The 23,781-nt window shown below is 70.0% G+C and carries 19 protein-coding genes; 9 read left to right on the top strand and 10 right to left on the bottom strand.

From position 1 onward, the window contains the following. Positions 1-107: 107 nt before the first annotated feature. Positions 108-392, top strand: coding sequence for a hypothetical protein (locus ACIBM5_RS42695; protein ID WP_396012079.1), 285 nt, complete (start codon positions 108-110; stop codon positions 390-392). Between the two features lie 193 nt (positions 393-585). Here the strand turns inward: ACIBM5_RS42695 and ACIBM5_RS42690 are convergent, their stop codons facing one another. From ACIBM5_RS42690 to ACIBM5_RS42680, 3 genes are all read right to left on the bottom strand, one after another. After that, the gene (locus ACIBM5_RS42690) at positions 586-1,008 is read right to left on the bottom strand and encodes a hypothetical protein (protein ID WP_396012078.1); all 423 of its coding nucleotides are present in this window, start codon (positions 1,006-1,008) and stop codon (positions 586-588) included. 523 nt (positions 1,009-1,531) lie between these two features. Beyond that, the gene (locus ACIBM5_RS42685; RefSeq protein WP_396012077.1) at positions 1,532-2,749 is read right to left on the bottom strand and encodes a phosphatidylserine/phosphatidylglycerophosphate/cardiolipin synthase family protein; all 1,218 of its coding nucleotides are present in this window, start codon (positions 2,747-2,749) and stop codon (positions 1,532-1,534) included. Between the two features lie 186 nt (positions 2,750-2,935). Further along, positions 2,936-3,805 carry a SigB/SigF/SigG family RNA polymerase sigma factor gene (locus ACIBM5_RS42680; RefSeq protein WP_396012076.1) on the bottom strand — a complete coding sequence of 290 codons (870 nt, stop codon included), beginning with the start codon at positions 3,803-3,805 and terminating at the stop codon, positions 2,936-2,938. A gap of 499 nt (positions 3,806-4,304) precedes the next feature. On the opposite strand from ACIBM5_RS42680, the gene ACIBM5_RS42675 reads away from it, so the two are divergent. Continuing rightward, positions 4,305-5,069 carry an SDR family oxidoreductase gene (locus tag ACIBM5_RS42675; protein ID WP_396012075.1) on the top strand — a complete coding sequence of 255 codons (765 nt, stop codon included), beginning with the start codon at positions 4,305-4,307 and terminating at the stop codon, positions 5,067-5,069. A gap of 515 nt (positions 5,070-5,584) precedes the next feature. Here the strand turns inward: ACIBM5_RS42675 and ACIBM5_RS42670 are convergent. The 4 genes from ACIBM5_RS42670 to ACIBM5_RS42655 all read right to left on the bottom strand — a co-directional run bounded on the left by ACIBM5_RS42670 (position 5,585) and on the right by ACIBM5_RS42655 (position 9,577). Next, the gene (locus tag ACIBM5_RS42670) at positions 5,585-6,064 is read right to left on the bottom strand and encodes a hypothetical protein (RefSeq protein WP_396012074.1); all 480 of its coding nucleotides are present in this window, start codon (positions 6,062-6,064) and stop codon (positions 5,585-5,587) included. A gap of 575 nt (positions 6,065-6,639) precedes the next feature. Next, positions 6,640-7,884 carry an amidohydrolase family protein gene (locus tag ACIBM5_RS42665; protein WP_396012073.1) on the bottom strand — a complete coding sequence of 415 codons (1,245 nt, stop codon included), beginning with the start codon at positions 7,882-7,884 and terminating at the stop codon, positions 6,640-6,642. Between the two features lie 57 nt (positions 7,885-7,941). Continuing rightward, entirely contained in the window at positions 7,942-8,889 is a 948-nt protein-coding gene (locus ACIBM5_RS42660; protein WP_396012072.1) for a zinc-binding dehydrogenase, read from the bottom strand. Between the two features lie 142 nt (positions 8,890-9,031). Continuing rightward, positions 9,032-9,577 carry a VOC family protein gene (locus ACIBM5_RS42655; protein WP_396012071.1) on the bottom strand — a complete coding sequence of 182 codons (546 nt, stop codon included), beginning with the start codon at positions 9,575-9,577 and terminating at the stop codon, positions 9,032-9,034. A gap of 163 nt (positions 9,578-9,740) precedes the next feature. Between ACIBM5_RS42655 and ACIBM5_RS42650 the strand changes: the two genes are divergently transcribed. The 4 genes from ACIBM5_RS42650 (at position 9,741) to ACIBM5_RS42635 (ending at position 14,979) form a co-directional block, all read left to right on the top strand. Beyond that, a complete protein-coding gene (locus ACIBM5_RS42650) occupies positions 9,741-10,259 on the top strand; it encodes a PadR family transcriptional regulator (protein WP_396012069.1) in 519 nt (172 codons plus the stop codon). Positions 10,260-11,271: 1,012 nt separating this feature from the next. After that, positions 11,272-12,735 (top strand): hypothetical protein, encoded by a 1,464-nt coding sequence (locus ACIBM5_RS42645; protein WP_396012067.1) that lies wholly within the window; start codon positions 11,272-11,274, stop codon positions 12,733-12,735. A gap of 55 nt (positions 12,736-12,790) precedes the next feature. After that, positions 12,791-14,344 carry a hypothetical protein gene (locus ACIBM5_RS42640; RefSeq protein WP_396012066.1) on the top strand — a complete coding sequence of 518 codons (1,554 nt, stop codon included), beginning with the start codon at positions 12,791-12,793 and terminating at the stop codon, positions 14,342-14,344. Then, positions 14,338-14,979: a hypothetical protein gene (locus tag ACIBM5_RS42635; protein ID WP_396012065.1), complete on the top strand. Its 642-nt coding sequence runs from the start codon at positions 14,338-14,340 to the stop codon at positions 14,977-14,979. Before ACIBM5_RS42640 ends, ACIBM5_RS42635 begins: the two co-directional genes overlap by 7 nt. A gap of 17 nt (positions 14,980-14,996) precedes the next feature. Here the strand turns inward: ACIBM5_RS42635 and ACIBM5_RS42630 are convergent, their stop codons facing one another. Beyond that, positions 14,997-15,425, bottom strand: coding sequence for a hypothetical protein (locus ACIBM5_RS42630; RefSeq protein WP_396012064.1), 429 nt, complete (start codon positions 15,423-15,425; stop codon positions 14,997-14,999). A gap of 885 nt (positions 15,426-16,310) precedes the next feature. Next, complete coding sequence (locus tag ACIBM5_RS42625) at positions 16,311-17,114, bottom strand: hypothetical protein (protein ID WP_396012063.1); 804 nt, start codon at positions 17,112-17,114, stop codon at positions 16,311-16,313. 1,169 nt (positions 17,115-18,283) lie between these two features. On the opposite strand from ACIBM5_RS42625, the gene ACIBM5_RS42620 reads away from it, so the two are divergent. Together ACIBM5_RS42620 and ACIBM5_RS42615 are read left to right on the top strand one after the other, a co-directional pair. Further along, on the top strand, positions 18,284-19,207 hold the full coding sequence (locus tag ACIBM5_RS42620) for a GNAT family N-acetyltransferase (RefSeq protein ID WP_396012062.1): 924 nt from the start codon (positions 18,284-18,286) through the stop codon (positions 19,205-19,207). 912 nt (positions 19,208-20,119) lie between these two features. Then, positions 20,120-20,368 (top strand): hypothetical protein, encoded by a 249-nt coding sequence (locus ACIBM5_RS42615; RefSeq protein WP_396012061.1) that lies wholly within the window; start codon positions 20,120-20,122, stop codon positions 20,366-20,368. A 684-nt stretch (positions 20,369-21,052) separates the two neighbouring features. Here ACIBM5_RS42615 and ACIBM5_RS42610 read toward each other — a convergent pair. Beyond that, positions 21,053-22,039 (bottom strand): helix-turn-helix domain-containing protein, encoded by a 987-nt coding sequence (locus ACIBM5_RS42610; RefSeq protein ID WP_396012060.1) that lies wholly within the window; start codon positions 22,037-22,039, stop codon positions 21,053-21,055. Between the two features lie 276 nt (positions 22,040-22,315). Here ACIBM5_RS42610 and ACIBM5_RS42605 point away from each other — a divergent pair, with 276 nt between their 5' ends. Beyond that, positions 22,316-23,638, top strand: a complete 1,323-nt coding sequence (locus ACIBM5_RS42605; RefSeq protein ID WP_396012059.1) for a S8 family peptidase — start codon at positions 22,316-22,318, stop codon at positions 23,636-23,638. Positions 23,639-23,781: the final 143 nt, after the last annotated feature.

The following is a 23,781-nucleotide window of genomic DNA, read 5'->3' as shown; positions in this document are numbered from 1 at the left end:
TGCTGGACCGGAACCTGCACCACCTGCCACAGGCCACTTCCAACCAACACCCGAAGACACCCAGAACCCATCCCGACCTAACGAAGTCCTACTAGTCGGGTACCCGCATGTTCGAGGAGGACCAACCGGCGCGCACCTTCCGACTCCTCGAAGCCGGCGCCGTGTACCTGGACGTGCACGTCCCGGGCGGCCACGCGGCGACCGTGGAGATGCCGGGCGCAGGCGAACTCGTCGGCTGGAGCCGGCTGTTCCCGCCCTACCGATGGCACCTGGGCGGCCGAGCCGTCGGTGCCGTCCGGGCCGTGGAGTTCGACGCGGGCGCCGTGCGGGCCGAATGCGAACGCGCACCGACTTCGGACGAGCGGCGATCACCCTCGCATGCGCACAGGTGATCGCCGGCCGCCTCCAGGCGAGCCGACTGCGACTGCTGGACCTGTACGGACCACACGGTTCGGCCTCTCCGACTTCCCTGGTTTGTCGAGGAGTTGGTTGTCCCAGCCGGCTCGCGAACCGGGCCCGGTCCCGGGGATCCGCTTGGGGCGACGCGGCGACGGGGCGACGGGGCGTCCGGGGTCCCGGGATGCCTCAGGGGGCCGAGCCGCAACCACCGCCGCTGATGCAGGCTCGGAAGGTGAGTCCGCTCAGGTGTTGGTAGTCCTTGTTGAAGGGCTCCCCGTGGGCGTTGTCGCCCTGGGTCGCGGCGTCCACCGGCCCCCAGTTCCAACTGGTGGATTTGGCCTGCAGGATCAAGTGCTTCTGGTCGCGACTGTTGTCGTGGTACTTGCCCCAGTAGGAGCCGTAGAAGCCGGCGCCCTGGGCGTGCTTGGTCCAGGTCCAGCAGATCTCGATGGAGCCGGTGCCGTTCGGGGCGTACAGGGTGGCGCATTTCTTGCCCGGGGCGAACGGAGCGAGGTCCGGCCGGTCCGTAGCCGCCTGCGCCGGTACGACGGCCGTGGCCGTCACAACGGCGCCGAGCAGCGCTGTGGTCAGTATGGGACGAAGGCGCATGGCGCTCCTCCGGTTGCGAGTCGTGGTGTCTGCCTGTCGGCTCTCTCAGCCTCGTGGGGACCCTCGGCCCACGACAAGGCCGGATCGCCGTCCCGGACAACACCCGCCCGTTCCAGGGCCATTTCCCCTGGTCGGAGGCACTGCCTCGGTCGTGTCCCGGACAGCGTGGAAACAACCGGGACAGGGCCGGCGGACTTCACGTGCCGGTACATCGATCCTCGGCCGCGGCCGGCCGCTTCGGCATGCGGGTTCGCGGCTCCGAGGAGAGCACCCCATGGAATCCCGCCCCCCGCCGGCCCGCACTCCGCCGGCGGCGGGCACTCGCGGCCCGCCGCCGGCACCCGGCCGCGCGCGCAACGGCAAACTCCGGGTCGAGGGTGCGCCCAGCCCGAACCCGCTGCCCGTGTCCACCGCCGGCAAGGCCAAGAACGGCGTCCTGAGCCTCACCTTCTCCAAACCCGACGGCATTCCCGACGTCGGATGCAATCCATCGCCGTCACCCTCACCGAACCACCCCCGGGGGCTACAGGAACCGTCTGATGGGGAGGACAGCCGCCTCCCGCAGGCGTTGCCCGGCGGGCCGACGCTGCCAGCGGTCGGGGTCGATGGTGACGCTGCGTTCGAGGTCCGCGTCGTAGTCCCGGTCCAGTTCCGCGGTGAAGGTCTCGTCCAGGACGGCGAGCATGACTTCCTCGTCGTGGTCCATGGAGCGGCGGTTGAAGTTGGTCGAGCCGATCAGCGACGCCACCCCGTCCACGGTCATGATCTTGGCGTGCATCATGGTCGGCTGGTATTGGCGGATGGACACGCCCGCTTCGAGCAGTCGGCTGTAGTGGTGCTGGCCGGCGAGTTGGCAGGCACGTTGGTCGGTGTGGGGGCCGGGGAGCAGGATTTCCACCGTGACGCCGCGGCGGGCGGTGGCGCACAGCAGGTCGACGAAGTAGGTGTCCGGGGCGAAGTAGGCGGTGGCCAGGCGGAAACGTTGCTCGGCGGAGGTGAGCATGACGCGGATGAGGGTCTGCATGTCCTGCCATCCGACGCCGGCCGAACCGCGCACGACCTGGACGATCGAGGTCCCGACCTGGTCGTGTCCGGTGAAGCGGTCACGGTCGTCGAAGAGTTCGTCGTGGCATTCGGCCCAGTTCTGTGCGAACGCGGCGGCGATACCGTCCACGGCCGGGCCGCGGACCTTGACGTGGGTGTCGCGCCACTCGTCGGGGTTGCGGGCGTCACCGCACCATTCCCGGGCGATGCCGACGCCGCCGGTGAAGGCGGTGTGCTCGTCGACGACGAGGGCCTTGCGGTGGCAGCGGTGGTTCTGTTTGAAGGGCGACAGCCACAACGGTTTGCGGAACCAGGCCACTTGGACGCCGGCGTCGTCCATGACGTCGAGGAGGTCTCGCTCGATCTCCTTGGCGCCGAAGCCGTCGAGGAGCAGCCTCACTCGCACGCCGGCCCTGGCCCGGTCGGCGAGCGCGGCGGCGAAGTCGCGGGCGATCCGACCCCGCCAGTACACGAAGGTCATCATGTCGATGGTGTGCTCGGCGCCGCGTATCGCGTCGAGCATGGCGGGGAAGATCGCATCACCGTTGCGCAGCGGTACGAGTTCGTTGCCTTCGGTGGCCGCCATGCCCAGCAGGCGCTCCAGCCGCCGACGCAGACGCTGCTTGCGGGCCGTTACATCGTCCCGGGTCGTCACGTCGGTGCCGTCGGCGTGTTCGGTGTTCTCCCGAGTGCTCATGCGGCACCTTCCGACGGTTGGGATGGCGAGCGCGTCGGTCATCCGCGGACAGATCAGCAGCGGGGCGGTGGTGCCCGGGTTCATCGGGACGGACTCGGCCGATGCGGCGCGCGGGGAAGGTCCGCCACACGCGGTCGCGATCGAGGCGACGCGGTCCTTCCCCGGGGCCGGGTTCCTCGTCGGGCTTCAGTCGGCGAGGAGTCGGGTGCGCAGTCCGGTCAGGGTGCGGGCCAGGAGGCGGGAGACGTGCATCTGGGAGATGCCCAGGCGCTCGCCGATCTCGGACTGGGTCAGGTCCTGGCCGAAGCGCATGGACAGGATGTCGCGCTCGCGCTGCGGCAGGGCCGCGATCAGCGGCTTGAGGGCGTGCAGGTTCTCGGCGAGGTCGTATCCGGGGTCGACGAACGAGGCGCGCGAGGCGTGGACCTCGGCGGGGCCGTCGTCCGTGGCCGGGGCGTCGAGGGAGGCGGCCGTGTAGCCCGCGGCTGCGGCGAGGCCTTCGAGGACTTCCTCGACGCCGATGTCGAGCCTGTGGGCGAGTTCGGCGGGGGTGGGTTCGCGGTCGTGTTCGGCGGTGAACGCGTCGCGGGCCCTGGCCAGTTCCAGGCGCAGTTCCTGCAGGCGTCGTGGGACGTGCACGGCCCAGGAGGTGTCGCGGAAGAAGCGCTTGATCTCGCCGGAGATGGTGGGGACGGCGAAGGTGGGGAACTCGACGTCGTAGGAGGGGTCGAAGCGGTCGATGGCCTTGATCAGGCCGATCGTGCCGACCTGGACCATCTCCTCGGTGGTCTCCGGACGCGAGCGGAAGCGCCCCGCGACGAAGCGCACCAGGGGGATGTTGAGTTCGATCAGGGTGTTGCGCACGTACTGGTACTCGTGCGTGCCCTCCTCCAGCACCCGCAGCCGCTCGAACAACACCTTCGACATCGCCCGCGCGTCGGCCGCCGAAACACCGCCCGGGTCGTCGACGACCGGCAGATCGGCGAACGCGCTACCCTCGGCGGCGGTCGCGGTCGCGTCGGGGACCGGGAAGGCGGTCGCGGCAGTGCGGTTCATGTCGGCGTCCTCCTGCTTTCGGGCCGGCTGTGGGCCGCAGCATTGTGCCCCATGCCGCGGGACGTACACCTGTTCGGGGTCGGATTCCCCGCCTCCGGCAGTGAGGTGTACCTCGTCCCGTCGCGGTCGACATCCGGTGCGGCGTTCACGGCGCCGAGCGCCGATCGCTCGATCGGTGACGTCGGCGCGCCGGCGGCCGGGCAGCTGTGCGGTCACGGCGGTGTCGGCCTCGGGAAAAGATTACCGATGGTGCACGAACGGGCAGTTCACGGCCCCTGCGGTGGCTTCGTGGGCTTCTGCTCCGATCCCGCACTCGTGGACCGTCGGGACGAGGACGCGAGCGGGTCGTTCCGTGCCCGGGCCCGTCTGTCGACGTCGGCCCTTCGGGGTCCTGCGGCGCGGCGCGGGGAAAGCCGTGGACTTGGGGGCAGTGGCGATTTAGCGTCGGGTGATCACGGGCGCCCGGACGGGTGCCGGATTTCGGAAGTGCGGGGAGAGCATGAGCGGCGGCAGGACGCAGGACACCGGGGCGGCTGCGGCGGACGACACCGGTTCGGGGCCGGTCACGTTCGTGACCGGCGGGTCGAGCGGCATCGGGGCCGAGACGGTGCGGCGGCTGCTGGCCGCCGGGCACCGGGTGGCGGCGACCGGGCGCAGCGAGGCGAAGCTGGCTGCGTTGGCCGATCAGGCGGACGGGCTGGGCACCGGCGGACGTCTGCTGACATTCGCGGGCGACGCGGCGGATTGGGACGAGGTGTCTGCGGCGGTCGGGGAAACCGTGCGGGTGTTCGGCCGGTTGGACAACGCGATCGCGAACGCCGGGTTCGCGGTGGACGGAAACGTCGAGACGGGTGACCCCGCGCAGTGGCGGGACATGGTGCTGACGAACGTGCTGGGCCCGGCCCTGCTCGTGCGGGCGGCGCTGCCCGCGTTGAAGGAGTCGCAAGGCCGGATCGTGCTCGTCGGCAGTGTGGCGGGGTTCAAGAACACGCCCGGGAACATGTACTCGGCGACGAAATGGGCGGTCACCGGTCTCGCGGAGAACGTGCGCATGCTGGTGACCGGTTACGGCGTCGGCACGACGTTGATCGCGCCGGGGCGGGTGCTGACGCCGTTCTGGGACGAGCGTCCGGGCGGGGCCGCGGCAGCCGGTCCGATGATCTCGGCGGAGCAGCTGGTGGACTCGGTGATGTGGGCGATCGGGCAGCCTGCGGGCGTGGACGTGAACACGTTGGTGGTACGGCCGATAGGCCAGCCGAACTGATCGAATCGAAGCTGGGGCTTGTCTTCGAACTCGCACCGGGGACGCGAACCGTGGCGCGCAGCTCGCGGCGTTGCGTACCCTCGCACGGCCGAACCCAGGCCCAGCCGCAGGTCACGCGCCTTACGATCGCACGCACCACGGCTTACTCGACGGAGCTTGAAGACACGCCCTGGGCCCCGCCCGCCACCCCCCGCAAAAGCCTCCAACGCCGCGACCTCCCCCTCCACCGATTCCGTCGGGGCCGGAGACCAGGGCATTGCCGCCGTGGCCCGGCGTCTTCCTCGTCGGCTGGACCGAGCAGTTACAGAAGGCGACCGAGTCTCGGCTCCACGCGTTCCTCATCGTCGGTCATCGGGGCACGGACTGCGTACGAATGCGGCGCGGTCGAGCGCACCGATCGGTCAGCGGTGGTCGTTCGGAGTGGGGCCGGGCGGCGGCGCGGACCGGCCGGCGGCGCTCTTCTCTCCCCGGGTACGCCGGCGACGGGGATTCCCGCCGGGGACCGCGGGTGGGGTTCACCCGAAAGAGTGGCCGGCCGCGCGGTCCGCCGCCTGGGCGAAGGTGGGTTCGCACGCGTCGCACGGCGTCCCAGGCGCGTGGATCCGCACCAGCCGGCCCAGGAGCCCGGTGAGTTCGACCGGTTCGCGTCGCCCGGGCCGACTCGCGTGGATCTCACGGATGACGTTCGCCCGGCCGGCGCAGCCCCAGGCGCGGTGGGCGTAGTCGAGCGCGGCGAACAGCACCCCCGTGGCGGTGGGCCACCCGGCCCGCAACGCGAGTGAGGTCAAAAGGGTGCGGTCGACGTCGCGGCCGTCGAACTCCAGGCGTCCGCAACCGCACGGGGCCAGGCGGCGCACGAGGGCCTCGGTGTCGATCCGATCCCGCCCCTCGAGATCGCCACGGTTGACGAACGCGTACTCGATCGCGCGGTCGTACGCGTCGATCAGGTCGAGTTCGGTGCGCGCGTCGTCGCCGGCGATGGGTTCGTGGGCCACGGCGGGGACTTCCCTTCGGATCCGAGCACACCCGAGGTGTGCGTCGCCTCGTCCAACGAGATCCCCGAGCGTGGGGAAACCGCCCACACGGGTGCCTCGCCGGTCCGCTCCCGCGCCCCGGCTATTCGACGCCCCTGCGGGCGAACGGATCGCGGCCGGGCGTCGGTCGCCCCGCATCGATGTCGTCGTTGCGGTCCCGGTCGTCTTCGGGCTCGGGCCACCGGCCGAAGGGCCCGGCACCGCCGGGACCCGCGCCGAGCACACCCGGACCCTTCACGCGGTGCGGATACAGCGGGATCACACCCGAGTCCTTCCGTCGAGCACCTGCCGCCCGGCCCGGCGACGTCCTTCTTCCCTCCCCGGGCCGGCGACGTCGTTGTTCCCTCCCCGGCCCGGCGACGTCCTTGTTCCCTCCCCGGCCCGGGATACGACAGCGCACCGCCGGCGCCGAACGGCGCTTCGCCGCCCGCTGCGCACGGTGGTGTCTCCAGAGGTCGGGGAATCGATGGGTCGGCGGGTGGCGAGGCTGGTTCCCGACACGGCGGGCAGGTGGGCCGCAGTGGTACGCGACGCCGTCAAACGGCGGGCAGGGCGCCTGCGGCGAGCTCGCCGCCCTTGAGCACGGCCAGCGGCGGCCGGTCCGCGAGGGCGCCGATGTCGGCGATCGGGTCGCCGTCCAGCACGAGCAGGTCGGCGAGCCTGCCTGCCTCGATGGTGCCCAAATCGTCGCCGCGGCGGGCGAGTTGTGCGCCGTTGCGGGTGGCCCAGCCGATGACTTCGAGGGGTGAGATGCCGGCGTGCTCGGTGTAGAGGCGGAATTCGCGGCCGTAGAGACCGTGGCCGAAGCCGACCGCGCCGTAGTCGTCCCCGAGGACGAAATTCACGCCGGCGGCCTGGGCCTTGGGGATCTCCCGGTACATGTGCGCGAGGTCGGCGCGGATCGCGTCCGCGGCGAAGCCGAGCCCGTCGCCCATCATGTCGAGGAAGTGTTTGGGGAAGTGCAGGGACGGGACGACGAACGCGCCGGTCTCGACCAGTGCGGCGATGATCTCGTCGTCCATCTCGTCGCAGTGGTCGACGATGTCGATGCCCAGTTCGAGAGCCATCATGATGGCCGGCTTGTTGACCAGGTGCGCGCGGATCAGCGCGCCGCGTGCGTGCGCCGTCTCGATCGCCGCGGCGAGTTCGTCGCGCGTCATCTCGATGCGGTTCTTCGGTGCCGTGGTGCCGTGGCCGCCGGTGACGAACAGCTTGATCACCTCGGCGCCGCGCTTGATCTCCTCACGCACCCCGAGGCGGAACCCGTCCGCCCCGTCGCACAACCGCACCGCGCCGGGCGCCGGCATCCCCCAGTGCCACGGCACACCGTCATTCGCGTGGCCGGTCGTCGACAGTTCCCGCCCCGAGGGCCAGAACCGCGGGCCCGGGATCAGACCGTCCTCGATCGCACGCTTGACACCGCCCTCGACCTCGTTCGACGCGCCCGCGCCGACCACCCCGGTGTAGCCGTGCTCCAGCGCCGTTCGGAGGTTCTTCGCGGCGATCAGCGCCTGGTAGGCGGGCGGGTACTCGTTGCCGTACGGCACGTTCGGCCGCGACCCCAGCTCGTGGTACGTCGCGTGGAAATGGCACGTGAACATCCCTGGCATGACGGTCTTTCCCGCCAGGTCCACCACGCGGTCACCGTCGACCGGGCGGGGTGCTTGGGCGTCGTGGCCGACGTGGGTGATGCGGCCGTCCTCGACAACGATGGTGTGGTTGGCGGCCGGGCCGTGGATTCCGTCCAGCACGGTGGCGTGGGTCAGGATGAGTCGGCTCATGTGTGTACTCGTCTCATGATGCGAAGGTCGTCACGGGGGTCGATCGCCCGAGTCGGATCACGGCTCGAGAATGATCTTGATGGCTTCGGCGGACGGGTCGGCGGCACGGGCGAACGCCTCGGCCGCGTCGTCGAGTCCGAACCTGTGGGTCACCAACGCCTCGGCCAGACGCGGGGTGTCCCGCAGGACTTCGACGGAGGTGGCGAACTCCTCGACGCCCTGGTGGTGTCCGTAGGTGACCGCCGGGATGATGCCGATCTCCTTCATCTGGACCGCGACGCTCATCGTCACGGGCGTCCAGAACGTCCCCAGGAGTCCCAGCGTGCCACCGGGGCGGGTGTGTTCGACGGCGAGGTCGAAGGACGGCTGGACGCCGGCCGCGTCGATGACGACGTCGTACTCGCCGCGCGCTCCGATCCGTGCACCCAGTGCCTCACCGGCCTCGGCGCGGTGGCGCTGCGGCTCGGCCAATGTCACCTCCGCGCCCGCGTGCCGTGCGCAGGCGACGGCGCACAGGCCGATCGGGCCGCCGCCGACGATCAGGACACGGCGACCGGCGACCGGGCCCGCGCGGTTGACGCCGTGCAGCGCGACGGCCAGTGGCTCCACCAATGCGGCGTCGCGCGCTTCGACGCCGACCGGCAACGGGAAGACCATCGAGGCGTCGACCACCACGCGGTCGGCCATGCCGCCGTCGACTGCCACCCCGTACAAACGTTCACCGCCGGTACGGCACAACTGGCGGTGTCCCGACGTGCACAGGTCGCAGGCACCGCAGGGCGCCTGCGGGCGTACCGCGACCGGTGTACCGTCGGCGAGCGTCCCGGCGAACTCGTGCCCGAGCGTCGCCCCCGCCATCCCGACGGTGACCATGTGCAGGTCGCTTCCACATATCGCGGTGGAGACCACGTCGACGAGCAGGTTGTCGGCGGGGTCGCCCGCCACCTCGGGTTCGGGGACGCGGACGACCCGGACGCCTTCGTCGGTGTTGCGTACTGCGCGCATCCTGGGGTCCTCCTCTTGCCTGGGCCTGGGCCTGGGCCTGGGCCTGGGCCTCGGCATGGGGCGTGGCCGACCGGCGTGGCCGACCGGTGTGGGCGGCCGCTGTTCGAGGTCGGCAGGAAGCGGTATGCCGCCGGCCGGTGGTTCAGAGGCCGCCTACCGGGCGCACCGGGTCGCGGCCGTCCCAGTCCCGGGCCGCGTCGCGGATGGTGGCGAAGAAGTCCCGGTACAAGGCGGTTTCGATGACCTCGGCGACGGTGCCGCCGTGCGCCTCCGTCGGGAAGTACGCGAAGCGTGTACCGGGGCCGCCGGAGTCGCCGTTGTGGTACGGCGTGACACCGGCGTCCGCGAAACGCCGGACGTGCGCGTCGTAGGCCGCCTCGCCTTCCTCGACGAAGTGCCCCAGGTGGTGCAGGCCTTCCCCGCGCTGCTGCAGGAAGTCCGCGTACGCACTGGGAGCTTCGGGGTTGAGCTGCTGGATCAGTTCGATCTGCAGATCGCCCGAATACGCCAACGCCACGCCGATCCGGACGGGCGTGCGCTCGCCCAGATAGTAGATGTTCGGGATCGCCGCCTCGGCGAAGCAAAAGAACGGCCCGACGCCGAGGTTCTCCGCCCAGTGCCGCATCGCGGCGCGCAGGTCGGTCACGACATAGCCCAGCTGGTCGACAGTACCGAGCAAGGGGGTCACAACATCCTCCGTCAGTCGAGGTCTCGCATCGCAGCGACCCGCGCGCCCCGGCGTCGGCCACGCGCGCGGCGCCGGCATCAGTGGATGGGCAACGGCGCCGCATATATCTCCCATAGATATGTACCATAGATATATGCCAGATAGGTCAGAGGAGCAAGACCCGATGCGGAAGCCCGCCGAGCCATCGCAACTCACTGCGACCGCTTGGACCGCGCTCGGCTTCATCGCCATGCAGCCGCGCACCGGCTACGACATCAAACAGGCCACCGGGCACATCGTCGACACGTTCTGGGGAGTGAGCTATGCCCAGCTGTACCCCCAGCTCAAGAACCTCCAAGCGCTCGGCCTGATCGAAGCCGACGCGGTCACCGGACCGCGCGGCCAGACCGTCTGGCGCATCACCGACGAAGGCCGCCGGGTGCTGTTCCGGTGGCTCGGCGACCCGCCCACTCCGCCCCAACTGCGCGACGAGGCACTGCTGAAGATCCTCTTCGCCGAGGCCCTCAGCCCCGAGGACCTCCTGCCGCTGATCGCCGCCAAGCGTCGCGAATTCGAGGGCTGGCTGGCCTTGAACGGCGGCACCTCGGCAGTCAGCCTCCTGCTGCGGGAATACGCCGTCGGCCAGGCGCGGGCCGGACTCGCCTGGTGTGACGCGGCGGAGAAGCACATCACCGGTACCTGACGCCGAAGGCGTAGGTCCGCGGGCCGGCCCCCCGCCGTGCCGCGCACCGCCGAAGAGATCGCACCCGCCCCGGCGAGCCCTCGGCATCGTCCTGTTCGACGGCACGCCGGGCGGGTGCGGGGCTGCGGGTGCGGGGCTGCGGGTGTGCCGCCGCGCTCGTGCGCGTCGCCCGGCAACCGTGGTCCGTCGGCTCGCGGCGGTGCGGGTGCCCGCGCGCAGCCTGCGGTGTTCCACCCCGGCGGCGGCCGCGGTCAGGCGGGCGGCGATGTCGGCGCGCGGCGGCCGGGCGTGCACGAGAGCACCACACTCGGCGCGTTCGGCCGGGACCGGCATCGCGGACACCACCATGCCCGCCGCCAACAGGCCGGCCCCGCCACCGGGGGCACCGGGCGGCCCGGCAACGCGCCGCCGCCGGAGGCCTCGTCCCGCCGCTACACGACAGTGAGCGCGGCCGGCGAACTCTGGTTCCCCCAGGGGTTACCCACGACTCAACCTCAGCGTGCCGGCCCTGGGCAGTGGCGGCGGTGGGCCGCGTTCTCGCCGAGTGGCACTGTCCTTGACACGGGCTTAAGTTTTAATTGCGAGTCGCGTATGTGCGGCCGAATGTTCGCAATGCGTCATGCCAGTGACCGGGGTACCGGCACGAGTTATGCCACCGATTTCTCAACGCCGGTATCGGTTTCAACGGCGAATCGGGCCTTGCGGTAGGCACCCCTCGAAGGGCATTCACCTCCACGTGGTACGCGGCTGGTTCCGCGTCTTCTCCTCCCCGGGAGAACCCTTCACGGGACACGGCAGGTTCCTGAGGAAAACGCGCGCCACGCCCCGGCGTTCGAGCACACCGACGACCCGTGCGCCTTCGCCGACGCGATCGTCGCCGCCGGCTACCCGACGACGGCACCGAACTATGACGAAGCCCTCTCGCACACCATGCGCACCATCGAGGCCGACCGTCGAGCACTCCCGTCGCCGGCGTCTTGGCGGTGGGCCACCGCGGAATGGAAACACTCTCATGGCATACCAACTCGAGGATCTTGGACGGATCTTCCGCAACCAGCTGTACAACGTGCTCACGGGCGGGGACGGCAGTGTTCCGCCGGACAAGTCGAGTTTCATCACCTGGTGCATGCCGGGACTGCCCTACCAGCCGGCGGACTTCACGTTCGCCGCACAGGGCATCGGCACCGGCCACACGGCCCAGGAGGACAAGCTCCTGCTCCAGCAGGCCTACAACTTCGCCGCGCTGATCGACTACATCCCGGACGTCACCTCCGCGTACTCCTCCGAGCGCCAGGAAGGCGTGTGGCGCAACGCGAACGGTGCCCGTCTCAGCGAGATCTACGGTCAGATCCTCAAAGGTTCGAAGGTCATCGACGACGAGCTCACCGACGACCAGAAGCAGAAGCTGGAAAAGGCGCGCAGCCTGCTCCGCGTGACGCGCAAGGTCAAAGATCCCTTCACGGACGAGGAGACCGAGAAGACCGAAGACAGTCCGATGCTGAAGGCCTACAAAGCCGGTCAGACGGCCTACAACATGGCGAAGCTGGCCTACAACAACAAGCGCGTCGCCGCGCAGGCCGCCGTCGGTGAGGCCGGCAAGGCGGCGGTGATGGACTGGGCCTCCAACGCCCAGCTGTATGCCCAGATGGTGGCCTCCGCCGAGGACGACTGGGTCACCAGCGGCTACCGCAACGAGGTCGACCGGATTCGGGCGTACGTCGACCAGACCACCGAGAAGTCGATGCTGCTGTGGAAGCGCAACCTCGAGCAGTTCTACGACCAGGCCGTCACCAGCGCCCTCGGTCCGGGCACGAACTTCTACTACACGACGGTGGTCCCCGGTGACTTCGCCGAATCCAGCGGCTGGACCAACTACTCGATGTATCACCAGATGGTGGACTCCGCCAGCCGCTTCGACACCACCTCGTGGTCGGCGGGCGGCGGCGTCGGCTGGGGCCTGTGGAGCGCGAGCGCGGGAGTGACTTCCACGTCCAGCGACTTCAGCGCAAACTACCAGGTCGAAGACTTCGCTCTGTCCTTCGACATGACTCAGGTGCAGGTCGTACGCCCCTGGTTCTACGCGGAATTCCTGGAGAACCGAGGCTGGACCCTGGTGCGGGGGCAGGGCTGGAACTATGACCAGATGCCGTCGGACGGCGGCAGTCCACCGAGCGGCCGCTTCATCGGCTACCCGCTGCAGGCCCTGTTCATCAAGAACCTCACCATCCGCTCGGCGTCCTTCGCCAGCGCCTTCCAGTCGCACTCGAGCTCCGTGTCGGGCCAAGCCAGTGTGGGCTGGGGACCGTTCAGCATCAACGGCAGCTACGGCCACGCCGAGTCCGACCAGCATTTCCACTCGGAGAACGACGGAACCACCATCACCGTACCGGGCATGCAGATCATCGGTTTCGTCAACCATCTGCTCGGCAAGACGCCCAACCTTCTGGACGGCATCGACCCCGGGAAGCTCGTCTGAGGGCTACGGCTCCCCGTATCGCACAGCACAGCACACCACCGCAAAGGCGCCCCTCATGAACACCGTCACGGCGACCTCAGTCGACAGCTCCGCCCTTCTGGGGCTGGCGGCCCGCATGCAGCAACTATTCACCGACAGAGAGCATCTGGTCTCCGTACCGCTCACGCCGGTTGCCTATCGGGACTCCGATTTCCGGTTCGACGGAGCGCTGGACCTCGGCCAGGCTCGGGTGCACGCCGAGTTCTCCGACCTCGTCAACCGGATCCCCACCCAGCCCGTGTGGTCGCCGGGGGACGCACCCCACCTGTGGGACATCTACGGTGAGGTGCTCGCCGCCGACCTCGCCGACAGCACGCTCACTCCGAACGAGCAACAGCGATACCAGGCGGCCTCGGCCTACCTCTACACCACGGGCGCCGGCGGGGCCTCCTCACCGTCGCCTGCCCTGAGCGAGTACCGGGCGGCGCGGCAGGCGTGGCTCCAGGCCGACGCCGACTACCACCAGGGCGAACAGGCCGCCGCGATGTCCTCCGACCCCGCCGTCCGCGATCGCTGGACGCGCGAGCTGGAGCCCAGGCTTCGGCAAGTCCGGGACGATGCCATGGAGGCATGGCAGACGACCGGCCACAAGAGCCCGGTGGAGGATGCCGTCCGGGAGCTGTCGGAACTGGCGTTGAAGGCGCCCTCCAGCATCTGGAAGCGGCATCGCGACACCTTCAATCCCAACCTTCCCGATCAGTTTTCGACCTCCCCGAACGGCGTCCGTTACGCTCCCACCTACTACACCCCGGCAGCCGCCCTCGGCCTGCCCTGGACTCGGGTCACCCTCGACCGCCAACTGTTGCTGACCCTGGCCGACCAGGCTCCGCCGCAGCTCACGTCGACCCTGGGCGGCATCGACGACGCGGTGCAGTCCCTCGCCTTCGACTACCGGGTGGTGTCCCTGGTCCGCCCGTGGCTGGATCCACCGTTGGAGCTGTTCGGCTCCCGGTCCTGGCGGCTGCCGCCGGGAACCACTCCACTGAGCGACGGGGGCAGCCCCCCGCAGGGCCGCTGCCCGATGTACGTGGAGTCCGTGGCCCTGGCCCGGAACCTCGATCTGACCCGGCGGGTCACCGACCCCATCGTCGTCAACCGCGGCGACACGGCCCTGAAGGGCACCTGGATCCTCGACCTCGACACCGGGGACCAGGGCGGTGACCTGTTCAGCGGAGACGTCTGGTGGGAATGGCTGACCGAGACCTCCGCACAGATGACCCCCGGCCGCCGATCGAGCATCGTCAACCTGGGCGTCGTCGACTTCGACACCCTCACCCTGGATCAGCTGGTCACGTTGACCTACGGCAACGTCCCCATCCCCGGGAACCCGGACGCCTCGAACCAGCTCGTCGACAGCGACGTGTTCGCCGTGATGACGAGCGAGGGCAACTTCGCCAAGGTCCTCGTGCTCAAGTACGGCTACAACATGCTGATCCGGTGGGTGACCTATCGTTGGGGAGGTCCCCGCGAGGAACACAGCGTCACCGCGCCGCAGGACACCTTCCTCGCCGCCTTCGTCTGCCGGCTGCTACCCAAGAGCCCGGACCCCGACCCCTCGCTGCCATGGTGACCGGGTCACCCGCCATCCACGGACTGGTCCTCCTGGGCACCGACCGGATCCATGCCGTGCACATGGCGACCTTCGCGGCACCGTACGACTACCAGGCCGTGATGCGGGTGACAGGGAAAGCGGAGCAGTACCGCGCCGCCCGGCAGCGATTCGGCACCTCTGCGGCGCTCACCGTGCTACCGAATCCGGGTCTGTCGTTCGAGGACGCCACGAGAAAGGAAGGGTTCGCCGCCGAGCTGTTCCTCGGACACTTCGCGAAGGGCGGTGAACCGCTGGGTGGGATGACCATCCGGATCGGGAAAGTCCTGCAGTACAGGGCCCTCACCCCGCCGGGCCCGTCCGAAGCCGCCGCGGCTTTGAGCTACGACCACTTCGGCGGTGTCGAAATCTTCATGTCGCACCGGCTCACCGCACGGCCGGACTTCGATCAGGTGCTGACCGCGCAGCTCGTCTCCGACGATTTCTTCCCGGTCCCTCCTGCCCCGCAGGAACCGGAGCAGGTGGCCACAGTGACCCTCCCGGACCGCCCGAACGACCTGACGGGAAGGCTCCGGCCCGGCGACCGGGTCAAGGCCGCCGACCACGAACTCCGTATTCTGGCCGAGGTGTACCTGGAGGCCGACGACCTCGCATGACGAACGCGTCGGTGCGGTCACGGGTTTCCGATGGCGTCGACCGGGTCCGGATCGGCGCCCGAAACGTATCTCACCCAGACCAGGACCAGCACCAGGAAGGCGACGGACAGAGCGCATATTGCCCACGAGCCGCCAAGGGCAGCCGCAACCGCAAGTACGCCCTGCCCGATGAGTGCCGGAATCACGATCCACGGAGCAGTCGCACCGGAAGCTTTGTCTCGGAACAGGCCGCGAATACCTAAGATATCGGCGAAGATGATGATTCCGGAGACCGCGAGAACCAGCGAGGTTTCTCCTTCGCCCTCGTCGCTTCCCTCGAGGTGGTCGTTCGGCCCGACCCCCTCGGAGAAGAGAACGAACAACGCGGCATACCACCCGAGAACAATAATCTGGACAACGAATCCCAAAGCTATTGTTCCCTTGGCCGGCCTGGATGCGCGCTTCAATCTGACTCCTTAGCCGGGGGGATCGGGCAATCGGCCACCTTGAGGATGACCTGATCCTCTAGTACCGGAGTGTCATGAGACCGCCGTCATCGGCCGCGATCGAGCACCACGTGCGAACTGATGCTGACCGGATTCGGCGGATCCGCCATGGATACAGGCGCGGCCGACGCGACTTCACAGGCCACGAGTGGAGTCAGGAAACCAGGACAACTCGCGATGATTAATGAAGACAGAATCCTAGTTTTCAACAGGGATCCTTTGCCTCGGAAAAAAGTATGCGCGAGCATTGTAATGGTAAAGAACTCGAAAAGAGCATGTGACGTGAGACACGCGCGATATGGCAAAAGAGAAATGCGGGAAATAACGGATATCAAACGTCCGTTTGGATGAAAAGACACGCAAACCCGCCCGCGGCCCCGGAACTCGGACGGCCGACGCCGACGGGTAACCCCTGGGTGGCAGCGCAGGCCGCTACCGCGCGGAATCACGAGAGCAGCGGATCGCTCGGCGCGATGGTGCCCGAACCGCCGGACGCAGTCGGGGCCGGTATCCCAGCGCAGGCGGCTGGACCCCTGTCGGCGCACCTTCCAGACCAGGTACGAAGCGACCACCAGGTCCCGCAGCTGGAATAGTTGGCCCACCCTCGCGTGATCAGATTGATCCTGATCAGCACGTTCCGGAGTCTTGCTGCGACGTCCTGCCTGTGAGGGCCCGAATCTTGTCCTTCAACTGCCGGATGGACCGGTCAGCGATGAACGTGTAGACGTGCCACTTGGTAACTGTCGAGATCGATGGGCGAGAACTGACCCCCGGAACGGAACACCGAAGGTCTCCGCCTTGCTCGGAAGGTCATGCACTCATGGGTTGCAGCTTGTCGACGAGCGCTCAGAACGGCGGGTCGTCGTCGTACCCACCCGTCGGGTCGGCTGCACGGAGATCGCGTTCGGCCTCGCTGTGGGCGTACCGTTCGCGGGCCGCGACGTCGGCCGCAGTCTCCAGATCGCCGGGGTCGTGACCCCATGCCCTCAGCGCGTCCAGGGCGCGGTCCCGGTTGTGGCGATCGGTGCTCGTGGCCAGGAGACGGCGGGCATGATCGGCCAGTTCGCTGCGATGCCCGCCCAGGAGCGGGTGTTCGGCGAGGGGGACGGCGGCGACGAGAGCCGCGTCGCGTACGTCCGCTCTCTCGTGGCCGAGGAAGGGCCGGACGGCGCCGAGGATCACCGGCCGCAGGTCCCGAAACGCCCGCATCTCCTCGTACTCGTGGAGGAACCGCTCCCCGTGCCTGCGTTCGCCGATGGCGACGCATTCGTCGTCCGCGTCGCAGGCGGTGTCGCCCAGCCATTCCAGCAGCCTCACCAGCGTCGGGCGGCGCGAGGGCCCGGCGGCGTCGGGGTCGAAGTCGCCCGCCGTGAGGTGCGGTTGGTCGAGGATGGCCGCGACGTAGCGGGCCACGGGCACGGTGGCCTCGTAGATGGTGTTCTGGTGCGTCACCTCCCCGAGCGCATCGGTCGCGGCGTCGGCCCGGACGGCCGGGTCGGGGTCGAGCAGACGTGCCAACGCCTCCGGCAGGAACTCCCCCGTCCCACGCCCGGTGGTCAGGGACGCCCAATCCGTACCGTCCAGGAGCCGGCGATGGTGCGGTGTCCCGTCGAGGGCGAGTCTTGCCGTCGGCCTGCCGTTCTCGGTCACACCCGGAGATTAGGGTGTCGCCGGAATCGAGTTGCCCGGGGCCGTCGCGGCGGGCATGTTCGATGACCGGTGGGCGGACCCACCAGCCGTTGTAGGCGATGTCGTTCCTCGACCATGACATGTCGCGGGGGCACTGCGCGGGTGGCGACGGGTTTTCGGTGGGGAGGGGCCCGCGCTCGTGGACATCGGTGCCGCCGAACGACGGGGGCGGGGTACACGAGCGACAGCCGGTTCGGGCCGGCCGGCGCGGTGCGGGAGATCAGTGCCGGTATCGGGGTCCAGGGCCGCGCCGTCCATCCCTCGACGATCACCGTGTGCATCTCGCGCCGCGCGCCGTCCTCAAGGCCGCGGCCGGCCTGCGCAACGTTGTCGGCCTCCCGGACGTCCGGGAGGCGTTGCCGCAGATCGACCGACTCGAACACCTGCGGGAAACGCTCGCCGTCCTGGCGGTCACCCTCGCCCGCACTCACAGCCACATGGCCTGGTTCCTCTCCGCGCCACATCAACGCGCTCGAACCAATCCTGCGCCGGCGCGCCCTGCCCGCCGACCGCGGCGGGACCTTCGGCACCGTCCTCGCGAGTCCCGAGCAATACGCCGAGGCGGAGGATGCCGTCCGCCGACTCCGGGACGCCCTGGCGCAGATCGCTGCCGAGCCGGTTGACCCCGGCAGCGTCGCACCCGGATTCCGTCTGGCTGTCGACGTCACAGAACCTCTCTATCAGCCAAGTACCCTCCTCAGCGACGCCGTTCGTGTAGGAGCTCTTCCCGGGGCCCGGCGGGGTGCCTGCCTGAGGAACACGGACGGACGCGTGCGGGTGAGGTTCCCCGCCACGGGGCCGCGACGAGTCCTCGCACCGGCTCGGGACGGCATGGTGGAATGCCGTCGCCACGCGGGGCCGCGGCGGGCGCGGCGCGCGCACCACGGCACGACGTAAGGAAGGATCGACACCGATGGCAAGCGATGCGCCGCGCCGAGAATCCATCGGCCCGGTAACCGTCGACAGCCGACGACCACTCGCATAGCGAAGGAGTCACCGGAGCGCGAGCGAGCCCGCCCGGGAACGGGGCCGGGATCGGGAACGCGGCCGACCGCGTGAGGTATCGTCGACGGCATACCGCATCGCATGGCGGCCTCCTTCCTCGCAGCAAAGCCGTTCGGAGGTCCTTCATGCCTGCTCTCACCGTGCGCCCCTTTCATCGTGACGATCGCGACCAGTTGACCGAGCTCGTCAACGCGCATGTCGCCGCCGTGGTGCCCGGCGTGTCCGTGTCCGTCAATACCGTTCTCGGGCAACTCACCCGGCGCCCGGACGAGTTCGTCACCGATCCGTGGGTGGCGGAGCGGGCCACCCTGGTCGCCGAACAGCACGGGGCCGTGGTCGCCGCCGCGCACCTGCTGCGCTACCGCGACGACGCCGAGGTCGGCCCGGACCTTCGCGGCGCGGGCGAGATCGCCTGGTTCCTCCACCGTCCGCCGGCGTCGTTCCGGCCCGGCTCCGAGACGGCGGCGGATCAGCTCATGGCCGCGTGCCTGGCCCGGTTGGCGCGTTGGCACGTACGGGTCCGCTATGCCGACGGAACCCTGCCCGCGCCCGGGGTCTACGGCCTGCCCGACGCGTGGCCGCACGTGCGGGCGGCCTACGAGCGGGCCGGCTTCCGGCACACCGGCCACACCGAGGTGGTGCTGCTCGCCGAGGTCGCCGACCTGCCGGCGCCGCCCACCGAGCCGTCGGTGCCCCGACCGGCCGTGCGGCGCACGCTCGGCGAGTGCGGAACCCGACTGACGGCCCACCTCGACGGCCGCGCCCTCGGCTTCATCGAGGTGGACACCACCCTCGACCGGCCCGAACGCCTTGCCCGCAACGGAGGATTGGCCGACATCGGCAACCTCGTCGTCGAACCGGACCACCGCTTCGAAGGGTTGGCGGACTGGCTCCTGGCCCAGGCTGCTCGGTGGCTCCGCCTGGCCGGGGTCGACCGGGTGCTCGCCTACGAGTCGGCCGACGACGCGGACGCGATCGGGCGACTGACCGCCGCCGGCTTCCGCGAACTGACCCGTACCGACCGAGGATGGGAGCACCGGCACGCCTGACGCGGCGAGAATCCGGGCGGGGGCGTCCCCGTCCGGATCCGCCGACCGGTAACACGAACCCGCGGACGCGCTCGGAGTACGCGCTTGCGACTGGGGCGGCGCCTGTTCGGATCGGCCGCCAAGGCGCCTCGGCTCGCCGGGTGGTGTGCGTACGACAGCACACCGCCGGCGCCGAACGGCACTTCGCCGCCTCGTCACGGGCTGCCGCCTCCGGCGACGATGCCACCATCGGCGCGACCGCGCTCGCGTTCTGAGCCAACCTCCGCTACAGCGGCCACGACCCGCGCGGCGCCGTCGACCTGGCCGGCGGCGCCCTTGACACCCACCGCCGAATCACCTCGTCCCGGGCGGTGGCAATGCTGCACGCCCGCAAGGCCCGCGCCCACCCCACCGCCGGCGACGCGGGCGACGCCTTCCGCGCGGTGGAGCCGCGTTCGCCGCCTACGACCACGCCGGCCCCGCGGCGAAGGATCTGCCGGACATGTACCGGCTCACGCACGACGAAATCCACCGGGTCACGGCCGGCCCCGCCCTGACCCCGGACGAGCGCGGACGGGCACTGGAACACTTCGACGCGGCCCGGGCCCACCTCGACCCCTACGACACGACCGGCGAGGCACGCAGCGCCGCGCGATCCACCAACCTCCACCGCGCGCCGTCCGGCCCGACGCGATCGGCCGCGCCGGACACGGCTGTCGTCGGCAGGCGAAGCGCGTCCCGCGCGGCGGACCGCGGTGGACGTCCGGCCACGCCGGAACCTCCCCGGCCCTCGCGGGCACACCCCCATTCGGCCGAACGGGTCCGCAGGGCCTGTGCCCAACGCGATCCCCGGCGTCGGCACGATGTCCCCACGGCACCGGGCGGCGTGCGGATGCAATCCCCGGACGGCGGTAGTTGCATGGACGGCGACCGGTGTCCGACGCCAAGGAGGTCGACATGCACATCCTGCGTGCGGTGGAGAACGAGGAGACCCGGTGGTGGCACGCGACGGCCCGCCGAGACATCGCCCTGTGCGGCGTCGCACTGCCCGCCGAGACGGGCGGCGCACCCGACGAAACCCTCACCGACCTGCTGTGTCCCCCCTGCATGTCCGCGATCGCCCGGGGCATCGCCGGTTGCGACACCACCAGGCCGGCCCGCGCCGAGACGGCGGACACCTGACGCGGGATTTCGGCCACCTGCGACACGCCGACGTCCGACGGCGCTCGGGTACGACCGGCGCGCCCCGATCGTGTGGAGATCGGGGCGCACCCGATCTGCGCCTCCGCCTTCGTCCGAAAGCGCGGACGGCGCATCGCCCGGCCTTCCGGTGCCGGCGTCCTTCCGTCGGAATCGACTCCCGTCGGGTTCCTCCCGACCGAATCGGGTGACACGCGGGCACCGATGCCTTTCGGCCAGGCACCCTCAGCGGTTCACGACGGCGTCCCCGACCGCCTGCGAAGGGGCGTGGTCCGACAACCGGACAGGCCCCCGCGCGCCGGTCCCGCGAACGCCGGCCACAGGCAAACCCGCGCCCGGATCACCACCGATTTCTCGTCGGTCCGTACCGACCGGGTGAGCCGACGACGAACCCGTTCGACGGACCCCCGGGAGAGACAGCGTTTTCCACCCGGGCACCGATCGTCACCGGACCCGGACAGGATGACGGCCGAGCACGGGAGAGGGCCGCCTGCCTCGACTTCGCCGAACAGGAACAGCCTGTCGTCCTGCGGTTCCTGCGGCGGCGTCGACGCGCAACGGCATCAGGGCGCGTTCGAACGGGCGCCGATCAGGTCCCCGCACTCGGCCCGGTGAATGCGGCCCCGGATATGTGGGCTTCGGGTCGATCGGGGTGGCGCTCGCCGGTCAGAGCCAGCCCTTTCGGGTTGCGTAGAGGGCGAGTTGGAAGCGGGTCGTGGCGCCGGCGCCGGCGTTGAGCTGTTCGAGGTTGCGCGACAGGGTACGGCGGCTGATGCCGAGCAGTTCGGCGATGGCCTCGTCGGTCAGGCCGCCGGCGAGCAGTTCGAGGATGCGGCGGTGCAGGGGTCGCAGCGTCGTCGGGACGCGGCCGTGGCGGTGCAGCGGGAATGCCGAACGCCAGGAAGTCTCGAACAGGCCGATCAGCGCCGACAGCAGGCTCGACGGGCGAACGATCAGGATCGAGTCGTTGATGTCGGCCTCGACGAACGACATCGACACCAGGGCCTGGCGTCGATCGAAGATCGTCAGCTTCACCGGGACGGTGGGCAGTACCCGGGCCTGTTCGCCGGCGGCGATGCACGGCTGGATGTTGCACGTGTAGTAACGGTTGTCCTCCACGGCGGACTTCGAGTAGACGATGCGGTACTCGACGCCGTGGGCGAGGTTGTGTTCCTCCGTCTCGTTGGCGACGCCTCCGGTGTGGTAGGGCGGCGAGTCGAAGCGCAGCACCTCGGATCTCGCGGCGCCCTCGGCCTGGTGGATGCGCTCTTCGATCCTCGCTCCGGTGAGCACCTCGACCAGTTCGTCCGTGGCGGACTGCGGGTGCACGGAGCGCCGATATCCACGGTAGGCGTCGATCGCCGCCAGTTGGGCTTGGCGCAGTTCCGCCGAGCGTGTGTGCGCGAGGCGTTCGATACCGATGCTCGGCTCGATCGGGACGACGGCCGCCGGGGTGGGCCCGCCGGCGGAGACCAGGCCCAGGTCGACGAGGTGGTCCACGGACTCCTCCACGTCGTCGAGGTCGAGGCCCAGGCGGGCGGCCACATCCGCCGGTGCGATCGGCCCGGTGCGGAGCAGGGCCAGGTAGAGCAGGGTCTCGCGTTCTCCCAGACCGAGGCGGGTCAGGTGGGTCGTGAGTTCCTCGTCGCGCATTGCCGTCCTCTTCGCCTTCCGCTCGGAGCGATGCTCCTGGTGGGCCGATACGGTGCCCGATCCGTTCGTCTTGCGCTTGCCTCCACCCGGGGCGTTGTTTCTCGTGGGGCGGACTGGGCGCCCGATCCGGGAAAAGAATGGCAGGACGGCGAACCGGTTGGCACGGTCCGCCCATTCGTGTCACTGGCGAACCTGTGCCGCCGCGAGCCCGGATCGGGAGTAGACCTACGCATCCCGAATGTCGCGGGCGTCGACGTCTTTCTTTTTGGAGTGGATGTGCGCACACCTGTCCGAAAGTCGACCGCGGTCGTCGTCTCGGCGATCCTCCTTCCGTTCCTCGCCGTTCAGCAGTCCCACGCCGGCAACGTCCCCCCGAACGCGGGCGACTCCGCCGCCCGCCCGGCGGCGGGTCGCCACATCGTGGTGTTCAAGGACACGACTCTGTCACCGGACGCGATCCGAGCGCGGTCCGCCCGCCTCGTCCGGGCGTACGGAGGCACGATCGTACGCACCCACGGATCGGCCCTCGCCGGTTTCACGGCCGACCTCGGCGCCGAGCAGGCGCGCCGGATCGCGGCGGATCCGCAGGTGGCCTACGTGGAACCGGACGCCCACGCACACACCTCCGCGTCCGCCCGGACCGATCCCCCTTCCCGGGTACTGGGCCGGGTGGATCAGCGCGATCTGCCCCTCGACCACGCACACACCTCCGCGTCCACCCAGACCGATCCCCCCTCCTGGGGACTGGACCGGGTGGATCAGCGCAACCTGCCCCTCGACCACGCGTACACCTACCCGGACACCGCGAGCGCGGTGACGGTGTACGTCGTGGACAGCGGCATCCGCACCTCGCACAGCCAGTTCGAGCAACGCGCGAGCGTCGGCGTCGACGAGGTCGGGGACGGTCGTGCCGGCCAGGACTGTTTCGGGCACGGCACCCACGTGGCCGGCACCATCGGCGGCCGGGACTACGGGGTGGCCAAAGGTGTCCACCTGGTCTCCGTGCGAGTGCTCGACTGCAAGGACAGCGCGAGTACTTCGAACATCATCGCCGCCGCCGACTGGATCACCGCGCACGCCGTGAAGCCGGCCGTGGTGAACATGAGCATCAATGGTTCGCGCAGCCGCAGCGAGGAGACGGCGATCCACAACTCGATAGCCTCGGGCATCACCTGGGTCGTCTCCTCCGGCAACGACGGCGCGGACGCGTGCCGCAACACGCCGGGTGCGATCGGACCGGCCATCGTGGTCAACAACTCCGACTCCCGCGATCGGCGACGCAGCAGTTCCGACTACGGCTCCTGTACGGACCTTTTCGCCCCCGGAACGGGCATCGAGTCGGCCTGGTACACCGGCGACACGGCCACGAACACCAAGACCGGCACCTCGCAGGCGGCGCCGCACGTGACCGGGGCCGCCGCCCTGTGGCTGTCCCGACACCCCACGGCCACACCCGCCGACGTCGAACACGCGCTGATCGCCGACGCCACCCCCGACACGATCACCGACGCCCGCTCCGGAACACCCAACCGCCTGCTGTACATCGACCCTTCGACCGCCTCGACGGCCCCTGCCGCTTCGAGCGCGTCGACACGCTGATCCGGTGTGCAGGCCCGCGCCCCGGCGGGCGCCCCCTCGACCCACCGCCCGCGACCCCCCGGACCGAACGCCGCGCCGACTCGTCGGCCCCTGCGCCCGTACCCGTCCACGGCGGCTCACCTCGCCGCCACCGCCCACCATCC

It is taken from the genome of Embleya sp. NPDC050493 (assembly GCF_044458105.1).
Classification (GTDB): Bacteria; Actinomycetota; Actinomycetes; order Streptomycetales; family Streptomycetaceae; genus Embleya.
This window is presented reverse-complemented; position numbering and strand designations above follow the sequence as displayed.

Coding starts and splice junctions, on each gene's coding strand:
- ACIBM5_RS42645 (WP_396012067.1), top strand. CDS start 11,272: ATGGCATACCAACTCGAGGATCTTGGACGGATCTTCCGCAACCAGCTG.
- ACIBM5_RS42675 (WP_396012075.1), top strand. CDS start 4,305: ATGAGCGGCGGCAGGACGCAGGACACCGGGGCGGCTGCGGCGGACGAC.
- ACIBM5_RS42640 (WP_396012066.1), top strand. CDS start 12,791: ATGAACACCGTCACGGCGACCTCAGTCGACAGCTCCGCCCTTCTGGGG.
- ACIBM5_RS42635 (WP_396012065.1), top strand. CDS start 14,338: ATGGTGACCGGGTCACCCGCCATCCACGGACTGGTCCTCCTGGGCACC.
- ACIBM5_RS42665 (WP_396012073.1), bottom strand. CDS start 7,884: ATGAGCCGACTCATCCTGACCCACGCCACCGTGCTGGACGGAATCCAC.
- ACIBM5_RS42610 (WP_396012060.1), bottom strand. CDS start 22,039: ATGCGCGACGAGGAACTCACGACCCACCTGACCCGCCTCGGTCTGGGA.
- ACIBM5_RS42620 (WP_396012062.1), top strand. CDS start 18,284: ATGCCTGCTCTCACCGTGCGCCCCTTTCATCGTGACGATCGCGACCAG.
- ACIBM5_RS42660 (WP_396012072.1), bottom strand. CDS start 8,889: ATGCGCGCAGTACGCAACACCGACGAAGGCGTCCGGGTCGTCCGCGTC.
- ACIBM5_RS42690 (WP_396012078.1), bottom strand. CDS start 1,008: ATGCGCCTTCGTCCCATACTGACCACAGCGCTGCTCGGCGCCGTTGTG.
- ACIBM5_RS42695 (WP_396012079.1), top strand. CDS start 108: ATGTTCGAGGAGGACCAACCGGCGCGCACCTTCCGACTCCTCGAAGCC.
- ACIBM5_RS42680 (WP_396012076.1), bottom strand. CDS start 3,805: ATGAACCGCACTGCCGCGACCGCCTTCCCGGTCCCCGACGCGACCGCG.
- ACIBM5_RS42685 (WP_396012077.1), bottom strand. CDS start 2,749: ATGAGCACTCGGGAGAACACCGAACACGCCGACGGCACCGACGTGACG.
- ACIBM5_RS42650 (WP_396012069.1), top strand. CDS start 9,741: ATGCGGAAGCCCGCCGAGCCATCGCAACTCACTGCGACCGCTTGGACC.